The 12,974-nt window shown below is 35.1% G+C and carries 10 protein-coding genes; 1 reads left to right on the top strand and 9 read right to left on the bottom strand.

Annotation, left to right across the window (positions count from 1 at the left end; genetic code table 11):
• Positions 1–469: 469 nt before the first annotated feature.
• The 3 genes from ACTCDL_RS09410 to ACTCDL_RS09400 all read right to left on the bottom strand — a co-directional run bounded on the left by ACTCDL_RS09410 (position 470) and on the right by ACTCDL_RS09400 (position 2,451).
• The gene (locus tag ACTCDL_RS09410; RefSeq protein WP_463176041.1) at positions 470–811 is read right to left on the bottom strand and encodes a DUF5658 family protein; all 342 of its coding nucleotides are present in this window, start codon (positions 809–811) and stop codon (positions 470–472) included.
• 99 nt (positions 812–910) lie between these two features.
• Positions 911–1,906 (bottom strand): AIR synthase family protein, encoded by a 996-nt coding sequence (locus ACTCDL_RS09405; RefSeq protein WP_463176040.1) that lies wholly within the window; start codon positions 1,904–1,906, stop codon positions 911–913.
• A gap of 26 nt (positions 1,907–1,932) precedes the next feature.
• Positions 1,933–2,451, bottom strand: coding sequence for an ECF transporter S component (locus ACTCDL_RS09400; protein ID WP_463176038.1), 519 nt, complete (start codon positions 2,449–2,451; stop codon positions 1,933–1,935).
• 326 nt (positions 2,452–2,777) lie between these two features.
• Between ACTCDL_RS09400 and ACTCDL_RS09395 the strand changes: the two genes are divergently transcribed.
• On the top strand, positions 2,778–3,383 hold the full coding sequence (locus tag ACTCDL_RS09395; RefSeq protein WP_463176037.1) for a lysophospholipid acyltransferase family protein: 606 nt from the start codon (positions 2,778–2,780) through the stop codon (positions 3,381–3,383).
• 18 nt (positions 3,384–3,401) lie between these two features.
• On the opposite strand, the gene recQ is transcribed toward ACTCDL_RS09395, so the two are convergent.
• From recQ to nadA, 6 genes are all read right to left on the bottom strand, one after another.
• Entirely contained in the window at positions 3,402–5,516 is a 2,115-nt protein-coding gene (recQ, locus tag ACTCDL_RS09390; RefSeq protein WP_463176036.1) for a DNA helicase RecQ, read from the bottom strand.
• 843 nt (positions 5,517–6,359) lie between these two features.
• On the bottom strand, positions 6,360–8,009 hold the full coding sequence (locus ACTCDL_RS09385) for a methyl-accepting chemotaxis protein (protein WP_463176034.1): 1,650 nt from the start codon (positions 8,007–8,009) through the stop codon (positions 6,360–6,362).
• A gap of 250 nt (positions 8,010–8,259) precedes the next feature.
• Positions 8,260–9,273 carry a PTS transporter subunit IIC gene (locus ACTCDL_RS09380; protein ID WP_463176033.1) on the bottom strand — a complete coding sequence of 338 codons (1,014 nt, stop codon included), beginning with the start codon at positions 9,271–9,273 and terminating at the stop codon, positions 8,260–8,262.
• 122 nt (positions 9,274–9,395) lie between these two features.
• Positions 9,396–10,229 carry a carboxylating nicotinate-nucleotide diphosphorylase gene (nadC, locus tag ACTCDL_RS09375; protein WP_463176031.1) on the bottom strand — a complete coding sequence of 278 codons (834 nt, stop codon included), beginning with the start codon at positions 10,227–10,229 and terminating at the stop codon, positions 9,396–9,398.
• Positions 10,216–11,835 carry an L-aspartate oxidase gene (gene nadB / locus ACTCDL_RS09370; protein ID WP_463176030.1) on the bottom strand — a complete coding sequence of 540 codons (1,620 nt, stop codon included), beginning with the start codon at positions 11,833–11,835 and terminating at the stop codon, positions 10,216–10,218. Before nadB ends, nadC begins: the two co-directional genes overlap by 14 nt.
• A gap of 13 nt (positions 11,836–11,848) precedes the next feature.
• A complete protein-coding gene (nadA, locus tag ACTCDL_RS09365) occupies positions 11,849–12,757 on the bottom strand; it encodes a quinolinate synthase NadA (RefSeq protein WP_463176028.1) in 909 nt (302 codons plus the stop codon).
• Positions 12,758–12,974: the final 217 nt, after the last annotated feature.

Raw genomic sequence — 12,974 nt, 5'->3', positions numbered from 1 at the left:
AATTAACGCGAATCGCACGAATTAGAGATTAAAAAATTTAAAATCAAAGATTGAAAAGCTTTTGATCTAAATTCGCGTTTATTCGCGAGATTCGTTGCAAACAAATGTTTAAAATAATTTAAATATAGTATTTTCACAAAACTTGTTGAAGAGCCATTAAAAATGAAGCTCAATGGATATATTGGGACAGTTTTTTATTAGATAGTTAGAGATTGGGTGGTTAGGCAGTTAGATTTTTCCAACTCCTCCCCACCTAACTCCTAACTATCACTTTTTCTCTCTATAACATCATGATTAATTTTTATTCTAAATTAACAAACCTCTAATTTCTTATAATTTAAGCTCAGTAGTTGACTTCAAGACTACTGTATCACAAGCTTAAGAATATTATAACTTATTATTGAAATATATAGAAGTTAAATTAAAATTTTTATTAAAAACTTTAAATTCACTTTGCTTGGAATTTAGACTAGCTAAATCTATAACTCCAAGTATAATAGATAATTAGTATAAGATAAAAATTAAAGACAAGTAGATAAAAGCATAATACCACCCCACTATTAATAATTTTTAACACTTCCTCTTCTCTAGCTAAGAGGAAGATTAAAGTTGGTGTAAATATTAATTTCAAGATAGTAAATAGAACAGGTGATTTATTAATTATAGTATCAATTAGAAGATTAACCTCCCGATATCCTCTATCTAAATAAAGCAATGTAAAGAAATAATCTAAAATATTAAAAAATAGTAATAAGAATAATGATATTCTAAATGTTAATATATACTTGTAACTTTTAACTTCTTTGACCATATAAATTACTCTCCCTTCTATCTCTATCATGCCCAATAATTCTTTAAGATAGAAGAAATAATAAAAAGCAACCTCTATATGAAGTTGCTCTAATCAAAGTTATATTGAATTTTCTGCTAAAAATCTCCATAATTCATCTTGAGGGGCATTAGTCAGTTTAAGCTGACCCTCTTTAGTATTAACTACTCTGTCCTTTTCAACAATCTTACCAATAATAGTAGCCTTAATCCCTGCTAACTCCAGCTCTTTAACCAATTTTTCTCCTCGTTCACTGGTTAAAATCATCATCCCTGAACCGATTAACTGATAAGGATTAATCTTCAATTTATCAGCAATAGCTTTTGTAGCTGGATGAAGAGGAAGCAAATTTTCCTCTATCACAAAACCAACTTCTGCTGCAATGGATAGTTCAAAGACCGATCCATATAAACCACCTTCTGTCACATCATGCATAGCATTAACTCCAAACTCTGCTCCAATTAGCCCTTCAGAAATTACACTTAAATTCTCAATTAATTCTTGACCTGCTTTTAATAGAGCTTGATCTATTCCTAACTCTAATAATCGATCATAATAATCATTAGCCAAAATAGCAGTCCCTTCCAGCCCAGACCACTTAGTTACTATAATATCATCACCAACTTTAGCACCAGAAGAGGTAACATACTTGTCCTTAGTAGTCTTACCAATAGCAGTACAGACAACTAAAGGCTGAGTAACTATATCAGTTATTTCAGTATGCCCTCCTAAGATATCTATTCCTAAATCTTGGGCAGCCTGATTGATATCTTGAATAATAGCTACAATCTCCTCTTCACTAGTAGTTGGAGGGATCAATAAAGCCTGCTGAATTCCAATAGCTTTAGCCCCATTAGCTGCAATATCATTACAGGCTACATTGACAGCCAAACTTCCCATTCCCTCTTTTACTCCAGTAATAGGATCAGTAGACATCACAGCCACAAACTCTCCAAAATCGATAACTGCTGAATCCTCTCCAATCTTTGGTCTAACCAGTACATCTTGATGATTTGCTGAAATTTTATCTAAAATCAGTTCTTTTAGGTTTCCAATATCAATCTTGCCTGCTTTCATTAACCTCACCTTTCACTAATTAATATCTATTTGTCTTGACTGAGCTCAGTTATATTTGTCTTTAAAAGGGCAAAGATAACTGGAATAGCAATAATTGCCCCACCAATCACTTGAAGAATATTCCCACCTATACTATCTAATGGAGCAAGCCAACTTCCCTTTAAAATCGCTCCACCAATATAATAACCTGCTACCATCCATGTACCACCAATAAGAATCCCTAAAACATCTCTTAACTTTAATGAATAATTCCCTCTATTCTTATTAGAAACCTTAGCCACAATAAAACCTTCTAGCCCTTTAATTATTAATGTTGGTAAAGCCCAGTGAGTATATCCTAAGAAAATGTCTGCCAAGGCTGAACCAATTCCCCCTGCCAACATTCCAAATCTACTACCAAATAAGATTGCAATTACATAAATCATACTGTCACCTAAGTTAATATAGCCATTTGTTGCAATTGTAGGAACACTTATTACCATAGTTGCAATAGTTACTAATGCGATTAATAATCCTCCTAGAGCTAAATTTTTAGTATTATTCATACTACATATCCTCCCTTAACACTTATGTTTTTTCTCAATAATAGCATAAAAGAGGAGGGTTGTCAAAAGTTTGCCTGATAGCAAAACTGATACAATAGAGAGATATTACGACACTTCGTGTCGAGTGTAAGCTATGAGTGTAAGTGTGTGTAAAGTCTTTTTTATTGGGGTTTACTCACACACCCCCACTCACACTGACACTCAAAAGTGTCGCACTATACCCACATTTGGATACTTTACTATCGATTTAATTGATAACACTTGTCAATTAGACTGATGATATGATATACTGTAATCCCAAATAAAAGATTTAAGGAGGATATATTATGAACTTAACCTATAGAATTGCAATAAATTTATTTAAGATTTTTTATGGTATTGGTCCTAAACCACAGATTATTGGAAGCAGAAAGCTACCTAAGGACCAGAGCTTTATTGTCGTATCAAATCATATCAGTAACTATGACCCTCCATTCTTAACAACATTATTAAATAGAAAGATTAACTTTATGGCAAAGGATAATCTCTTTAAGAATAAATTTGGTAGCTTTATCCTAAAGAAGCTAGGTGCCTTTCCGATTAAAAGAGGTAGTTTTGATAGAAGTGCTATTAAATATGCTTTAGAGCTATTAAAAAATAATCAAATTTTAGGGATTTTTCCTGAAGGGACTAGAAGTACAGATGGTCAACTACAGCAACCACAATTAGGAGCAACTATGCTTGCATTAAAGTCTAAAAGCCCTATTATTCCCATTGGTATCAAAGGAACTGATTCACCCTTTAAAGAGAATATAACTGCTAATATTGGGGAGATGTTTACTTTAGATGAGTTCTATGACAAGAAACTGTCTAAAGAAGAGATGAAAGAAGCTGGTTCTGTAATTATGAATAAAATTAAAGAATTGCTTGAAAAAGAAGAGGATTCTAATTAGAATCCTCTTCTTTTTAGCTTAGATAACATCTTTTAATCTATCATCTAACAGCATTATTTTAATGTAGAAATAACTTACCTCGGCTGGTAAAGTCTGTTTGATAGGGGTTAACTTATCACCACCAACCTCTTTAATCTTCTCTAAAATCAATTTTTGATACTCATCAGGTACAAAGGATTTTAAATCTATTTCATAACCTTCTTCCGATGCTTTAATCATATGACCTTCTATAGTAGAATCTGCTAATCCTCTTAGCTGGGCTATCTCTTCTAAAGACTTACCCTCTTGATATAGATTATAACTTATCAGATAGCTTGCTACCTTATCTTGGTTGGATTTATTCTGTTTACTTGACTGAGCTTGATTCTGCTTATACTCTCTAATCTTCTCTAAAAATTGCTGTCCATACTTCTGATACTTGATAAACCCTACCCCCTTAACTTTAAGCATCTGATTTTTATTAGTAGGTAATTTGCTAGCAAACTCTTTTAAGGTACTATCTTGGAAGATAACATATGGGGGTAACCCCTCTGCCTTTGCCAACTCTGCCCGCAAATCTCGCAAAATATCAAAGAGTTCATTCTTAACAAAGACCTTCTCGATTTTCTTTCTAATCTTATGATAAACCTTCTCTTCACCCTTTAAGACTGGTGTTGCTTTTGAAGTCAATTGGGTTACAGAGTATTTACTATTACTTAAAAGAATATATCCTTCAGCAATTAAGAAGTTGATTAGATTCTTAATCTCTTTAATCTTATATTGGCTCATAATACCATAGGTTGATAGCTCATCAAATCCATTCTCCAAAACCTTCTGCCTTTTAGACCCTTTTAAGACAGCTGCTACCAGACCTATTCCAAACCGTTGCTCAGTTCTATAAATACAAGATAGAATCTTTTGAGCTTCCTCTGTTATATCCTCTAGGTCTCCTTCACCATTACAATTGCTACAGTTATCACAACTCTCTTTAGAGTTCTCTTCACCAAAGTAGTCTAGAATAAAATGCCTTAAACATTTGCCTGTATAGGAGTAGTCAATCATCTTCTGGAGCTTCTCATATTCATACTCTTTGCGCTCTTCTGATAGGTTAGACTGATCTATAAAGTATTTTGGCAGCCTAATATCAGCAGGACTAAAGAGTAAAATACACTCACTATCCTCGCCATCTCTACCTGCTCTTCCTGCCTCTTGGTAATAAGCCTCTATATTCTTAGTCATATTATGATGGATTACATACCTAACATTACTTTTATCAATTCCCATTCCAAAGGCATTGGTAGCTACAATTACCTTCAACTCATCATAGATAAACTGCTCTTGGGTCTTTTTTCGCTCTTCATGATTTAATCCTGCATGGTATTTTCCTACAAAATAGCCTCTATCATCTAGAAAGTTATATAATGCCTCTACTTCCTTTCTAGTAGCAGCATAGATAATCCCTGCATCATCTTGGTTGACACTCAAATACTCTTCAATAAAATCCCGCTTATTCTCACCCTTAATCACCTTAAAAGTCAGATTAGGTCGGTCAAAACCTGTGACAAAGGTATTCTCAGCACTAATTCCTAACAGCTCATTGATATCATCTCTAACCTCTTGGGTCGCTGTAGCAGTAAAGGCTGTAACCAAGGGTCTAGATGAAAGATTATTAATCAGTTTAGGGATTAAACGATAACTTGGGCGAAAGTCATGGCCCCAGCTGGAGATACAATGGGCTTCATCTACAGCCAACATTGAGATATTAATCTCATCTAACTTAGCTAAGAAGTCTTCACTCTCTAATCTTTCTGGTGCAATATATAAGAGCTTATAATCCCCTCGCCTAGACATCTCAATTCGTTCCTCAATCTCAATCCACTCCAAAGAACTATTGATAAAGGTAGCTGGGATTCCGATAGTATTTAAAGAGTCTATCTGATCCTTCATCAAAGAGATTAGTGGAGAGATTACCAAGGTGACCCCTGGAAAACAGACAGCGGGTATCTGAAAACAGATTGATTTTCCTCCACCAGTAGGCATGATTCCTAAGGTATTATAGCCTGATAATATATTCTTGATTATCTTCTTCTGCCCTGCCCTAAAAGATTGATAACCATAGTATTCTTGTAAAGCCTGTTGAGCCTGTTCAAACATACAAACACTCCTTACATTTATTGAATAATCTAGTTTTGCGTTTTTATCGTTAAAAGTTCAATTCCCTATGTTATAACTTCTAAAGAAGTTGGGAATACCCTTTTTTAAAGGGGGATGATTTTTCTGTTATTTTGTGCCATTAATTCTGTTTTATGCATTAAAAAGTCTACTTTGTGGGACAAAGTAGACTTTAAAGTTAAATATCTATATTTTGTTCATCCTATTGAATTAATTGAAACCTAACAAATATATTTATATTTTATCATAAACTCTTAAATTAGGTTTCGCCTAATGGCGACCTACCTTTTTTCCATAGATAAAAAAGTAGGCAAAAAATCATTACAAACAGGAAAAACACTAGTACTATTCATTAAATTTTCTGCTATTACCTAAATCTTAATGATTATAGTTAATTTTTACTTAATATCACATACCGCTTACTTTTCCAAAAATCTAAAAGATAAAATAAAAAAACATTAAACTATTTAGAATATAATTAAGTATACTTCTAATTATACTTAAACAAGCTCAGCTCCTCACAAATATCCTTAGTTAATTTAGCTAAAACTCTCTTATCTAAATTTTCCTCTATAATATAATTGGATACTATCATTCTCACAACATCACCTTTACTACTAAATAACTGTTTAAAATTTTCATATAATTCTTCAATTCTATCTTTATTATAAATCCTATTCTTCTTTATTAGTTCTGCTACATATTGATTACTTTTGGGGCAATGCCAAAAGTAATTCGTCCATAGGCGAAACCTATAGCAGAATATATCAATATATAGGAATATAAAAGAAGCCTACTTCGCTAACGCAAAGTAGACTTAACAAATTATAATTTATAATTATCTATCATCTCTCTTAACCCTAAAGCCATATTAGCTAACTCTTCAGCTGACTTATTAACTTCATCAGACATAGCCTTCATATTTGAGCTTGAATCTCTCACAAGTTCACTACCTGAAGCCAATTCTTGAGTAGAAGCAGTAGTCTCTTCAATATAAGCTGAAGTATCTGTTACTACATCTGCAATCTTATTCAAAGAAGCTTCTGTATCTATAATTAATTCTTCTCCTCTTTTAGCCTCTTGATTTACCGACTCAATCGCCATTAATCCTTCTTTAGAGCTACTTTGAGTATCTTTTAGAAGATCTATAGCCCTATCAGTAGCCTTAGCTGTCTCTTCAGCCAAAGATTTAATCTCTTCAGCTACTACAGCAAAACCTTTGCCAGATTCCCCAGCCCTAGCTGCTTCAATAGCCGCATTTAAGGCCAAGAGATTAGTCTGCTCTGCAATTTCAGTAATCATATTTACAACCTCTGTAATCTCTTGGGAGATACTATCTAGCTTACTTATAACAGTCTTAGCTTTAGCAACCTCAATAGTTATACTCTTCATCTTAGAGATAGTAGCTTTCATCTTACTTCTACCATCTTCGGTCTTTAAGTTGGCATCCTCAACCAGTTCTACAATCTCTTGACTACTGCTGGATATCTGTTGAATACTAGCTACCATCTGATTAACACTTTCAGCTGTAGCCTCAGTGGTGGCATTTCCCTCTTGAGAAGAAGCTAGTAACTCTTGACTATAAGCAGATAAATCATCAACCACACTTAATATTTTCTTTAAAATTTCTGCTTGTCCTTGAATTGCATAGTTAAAGCCCTCAGTCAACTCACCTAGCTCATCATTACTATTAACTTCTAATTCAATAGTTAAATCTCCTTTAGCAAGCTTTCTTAATCCTGTTAAAATCCTATCCATATTCTTAGTCAAATAATTTGATATCTTAAATATAATTAATCCCATAACTACTGCAAATAAGATGAATATTATATTTAATCTAAAGACTGTCTCAGCTTTCATCTCTTTCATCTTTTGATAGGACTCTGCTAAAGCTGAATCGATGACAGACTCATACCCCCCTGAACCTACAAACCAATCAGTACCTTCAATTGGTTCAACATAACCAAACTTTCGCTCATTCTGCTGAGTATTAGGATTTTGATAAATATAAGTAACAAACCCTCCCCCAACTTTAGCCTCTTTAATAAACTCCTTGAGGATATAAGTTCCTTCAGAATCCTGTAAATCCAAGCGATTACTTCCTTGCAGCTCTGTAGCAGTTGGTAAAGCAATCGTCTCTCCTTGATAATCATAGATAAAGAAATAACCAGCCTCTCCAAATCTAATTAGGTTATTCTTCTCAACTATCAGCTCTCTTAATTCTTCTTTAGATAGAGTTGCTTGATTCTCCCGATAGATTTCTGCTAAATTCTGTGCCATTGTATGGACAGTATCCTTGATTCTGTCATACTCTCTAGTTATTAGTACCTCTTTAAGCAAGCTACTATTATTATCAGCTAACTTATCAAAACCTCTAATTACTACTCCACCTAAAATCAACATCATTACTAAGAAACTAAGTCCAATTCCCATTAAGATTTTTATTCTAATCTTCATATCTCTTATTTTTATCATAGCTACCATCTCCTTTCTTTAAATCTAAAAATATTATATCTAATTATACTAATTCAATTTATATAAAGCAATCCCTCTTTAAATAATTATCTTCATTAAATTACTAGTAATGACAATTTTAAGATTGAATTTAAACAAAATCAATAAAGAGTATAAATTTAGATGAATCCCCTTTATTTTTTATTCATAATCATAAATAAAAGAGTAGCCAAATTTGGCTACTCTTTTATAGCATCCTTATAGTTCCAACTTATAGATCTAATAATAGGTCATTCTCTTTAATCAGCCCTTGTTTGCGCATAAATTCAGAAATCAGCCAAGTTAAAATAGCTGGTAAGATAAAATGTAAGAGAATAATAGCAAAGATAGCTCCAGTGCCCATAGCTTCAATCGTTCCAAATTGTCCCACTAAGCCTGCAGTTCCCATCCCTGAACCAATAGGGATATTCTTCATTGGAATGATGGTGGTCGCAATTGGACCTAAAATAGCCCCAGCTAGAGTTGGGGGAATCCAAATCAGAGGATTCTTAACGATATTAGGCATCTGTAACATCGACGTTCCTAGACCTTGACTAACAGCCCCTCCCCAGCCATTCTCTCTAAAACTCATCACAGCAAAGCCAATCATTTGGGCACTACAACCAACAGTTGCTGCTCCTGCTGCTAAGCCACTTAAGCTCAACATAATTCCAATAGCTGCACTACTGATTGGCAAGGTCAATGCCATTCCCATTAAGACTGATACCAAGATGCCCATAGGAATTGGTTGCAACTCTGTTGCCCTCATAATCACTTGACCTAAGCCCTTCATTAAAGCATCAATTCCTGGTCCTACAAATTTAGCAGCCAGCATCCCTGTAATGATTACTGTAGCTGGAGTCAAGACTATATCAAGCTTGGTCTCTTTAGAGATAGCTTTACCACACTCAGCGCCGATCACTGATGCGATAAAAGCACCTACAGGACCACCTAACGCTGCACCAGCAGCACCTGTTACTACCGATGTAAAGATTACCAAAGGTGGTGCTTCCAATCCATAAGCAATTGCTACACCAATGGCAGGACCCATCATCGCCATGGCAGTCTTACTAAACTCAAACAGAATTGGAAGGTGTAAGCGCTGCCCTAAAACCTTTAAAATTAAACCTACAATCAATGACGCAAAAAGTCCCTGTGCCATAAATCCTAAAGCCTGCACTCCATAACGCTCCAAGGAAAATTCTATGTTCTTTCTTGCTAAAAATCCTTTTTTATCTCTGGACATTCAAATTCTCCTCTCATTTATTAAGTGTGAGTTGTCAGTGTGAGTGTGTGTAAAGCATTTTAAACCCTTTGCTTCTTATAATCTTAACTTTACTCACACTCATCCTCACACTTGACACTAACTTAGAAATTCAAACTGATATCTAAAGAATTAATACTGTGAGTCAAAGTTCCTAACGAGATTACATCTACCCCTGTCTTGGCTACCTCAACTATATTCTCAGCAGTTATTCCACCAGAGGCCTCTACAATCGCTTGTTCTCCAATCAGCTCTACTGCTGTTCTCATCAACTGAGCATCCATATTATCAAGCATAATAATATCAGCTCTAGCATCTAAGGCCTCTTTAACATCTGCTAAACTCTCTGTCTCTACCTCTATCTTCATTGTATGAGGAATATTTCTTCTAGCTGTAGCAACTGCTTCTGTAATTCCACCTACAGCAGCAATGTGATTATCCTTAATCATAACTGCATCATAAAGTCCAAAACGATGATTATCTCCCCCACCGACTCTGACAGCATACTTCTCTAAAATCCTTAAATTTGGAGTAGTTTTGCGGGTATCTACAATCCTAACCTTATAATCAGCTACCAAACTCTTATAATAATCTGTCTTAGTAGCTATCCCTGACATCCTCTGTAATAGATTAAGAGCCAATCGCTCTGCTGTTAAGATTGAACTACTTAAACCAGAGACCTTAGCCAACTCTGTACCAAACTCTATTTTAGCACCTTCTTCTACTAAAGGCTTAAATTCTATCCCTTTATCTATCTGTTCAAAAACTAAAGCAGCTACCTCTAAGCCTGCAATTACTCCTGTATCCTTGGCTAAGATAGTCGCTGTTACCTCTTCTCCCAATCCAACAACTGCTGTTGTACTTATATCTCCAGTACCCACATCTTCTCTTAAAGCATTATCTATAATCTCTAAAACCCTATCTTTATTCAAATTCAATAGCCAACGCCTCCCACTCTCTATCCTTCTTTAAAACTATATGTTTTTCCCAAACAGTCTCTGCTACTGGGAAATCTCTACGATAGTGTGCCCCTCTACTCTCTTCTCTAGATAAAGCACCTTTAAAGCTTAGATGGGCTAATGTAATTAGATTCTGTAGCTCAAACCCTTTGACATCTCTCAAATTATAATTTAAATAATCAAGTAAGCTTTCTGCCTGAGCTAAACCTTCTTCTAGCTCAACTTTCTCTCTAGTTATACCTAGTTTAGCTGACATCAACCCTTTAACTCTTTCTTTTGAAGGAATTTTTCCTATACCTTCTATAGTATTTTGAGCCTCATATTTTAAGCTAATCTCTGTAGAAAAATTACCTTGATTTAGATAAGTAGTTGCTCTATCAGCTACCCGCTTGCCAAAGACCAATCCATCTAATAAAGAGTTACTAGCCAACCTATTAGCCCCATGAATACCTATACAAGCAGTTTCTCCACAAGCAAATAACCCCTTAATATTAGTCTCTCCATGCAGATTACTAAGGATTCCTCCCATTAAATAATGGGCTGCTGGAGCTACAGGAATATAATCCTGACTGATATCTATCCCATGGTCTAGACAGGTCTGATAGATTGTAGGAAATCTCTGCTGTACAAAGGTTGAATCTAAGGCTGTTACATCTAGATATACATGGTCTGTCCCACCCTCTTTCATCTCTTGATAGATAGCACGAGCTACTATATCTCTAGGAGCTAGATCAGCCAATTGATGGTACTTGGTCATAAATCTATCACCAGTCTGATTTCTAAGTATTCCACCCTCACCTCGCACAGCTTCAGAGATTAAAAAGTTATCTACACCCTCTAGCTCTAAAGTTGTAGGATGGAATTGAACAAACTCTAAATCAGTTACCTTAGCCCCTGCCCGATAGGCTAAAGCAATCCCATCACCTGTCGCTACTGAAGGGTTAGTAGTAGCATGATAGAGCTGTCCCGCTCCTCCAGTAGCCAAAACTACTACTTTAGTTGAATAAACCAGATATTCTGCTTGACTTCTATCATAAGCTAGAACTCCAAAGACTTCTTGACCTTTAGTCAGTAAATCTACAACAAAGATTCCATCTTCTAAAGTAATATTACCTTCTGAAGCTACCTGCTCAACTAAAGACTTTCTAATCTCTCTTCCTGTGGCATCACCACCAGCATGTAGTATCCGCCGACAGCTATGGGCAGCCTCTTTAGTTAATAGTATCTGCTCACCTTTACGGTCAAAATTGACCCCTAAATCTATCAATTCCTTAATCCTTTTACTCCCCTCATTAACCAAAATATCTACTGCTTTGGGGTTACATAACCCTGCACCTGCCTCTAAAGTATCTTGATAATGTGATTGGGGGGTATCCTCTTTAGCTATAACTGCCGCGATTCCACCTTGGGCATATTCGGTGTTACATTCAGCCAATCTCTCCTTACTTAAAAGAGTAACTTCTCCTGACTTAGCCAAATTCAAGGCTGTCACCAATCCTGCAATCCCTGTCCCAATTACTAAAAAGTCACTCTCTACCTTCTTTAATTTATCTGTATCAAAGTTCACTAAATATCGTGGCATCATCTCTTAATCACCACTACTTACTTAACTCTAACATTTTATCTAAAGCCTCTTTGGCTTTAGTTCTAGTAGCTTCATCGACACTAATCTGATACTTCATCTCTTCTAAAGCTTCTGCTACATGGTGTAAAGCAGTCTTTTTCATATTCTGACAGATTAATCCTTGATTTAAGAAGTAAAATTGTTTATCTGGACTGTCTTGCTTTAGTTGATATAAGATTCCCATCTCTGTACCGATAATCATCTTCTTAACCTCTGATTGTTTAGCATACTTTAAAATTTGAGCTGTACTGCCTACAAAATCAGCTAGCTCTACCGCCTCTGGTCTACATTCTGGGTGGACTAAAATCTCTGCATCAGGATGAAGCTCTCTAACTCTATAGATACTGTCATCCTTAACTCGATGGTGAGTAATACAGAAGCCTTCCCATAGGATAATCTCCTTATCGGTCTGCTGACTCACATAATGACCTAAATTCTGATCAGGAACAAATAAAATTTGATCATTATCGATAGCATTAATAATATCAATTGCATTTGAAGATGTACAACAGACATCACTTTCTGCCTTGACCTCTGCTGAAGAGTTCACATAACAGACAACAGTTGCATTAGGATACTCCTGCTTCTTCTCTCGCAAAGCATCAGCAGTAACCATATCAGCCATTGGACAGCCAGCATCCTTTTCTGGTAACAAGACAGTCTTTTCAGGTGATAAGATAGCAGCACTTTCAGCCATAAAATCAACTCCACAAAAAACTATCACATCAGCATCAGTCTCTGCTGCTTTACGACTTAAACCTAGAGAGTCTCCTGTATAATCCGCTATAGCTTGTACCTCATCTATCTGATAATAATGGGCCAAAATGATTGCATTTCGTTCTCTTTTAAGCTTATTTATCTTATTAACTAAATCTTCTTTCATAACATCCTCCCCAAAATAGATTTATTTTATAATATTTTACTCAAACTTGATAATAACAACTAATCAATAACTAGCATTAATTTTAACTACTATGGTACTTTAAATCTTTGATTTTAATTGACACTCTTTACTTGTTACTGTCATCTAACTTAATATTAACTTAAAGCTCACTTTAAAGTTAGATGAGTATACTAGTACCTGTCTCTTATACACATCT

This window comes from Orenia sp., assembly GCF_055140805.1.
Note: the sequence above shows the minus strand (reverse complement) of the source record. Positions and strands in the feature narration are given on the sequence as shown.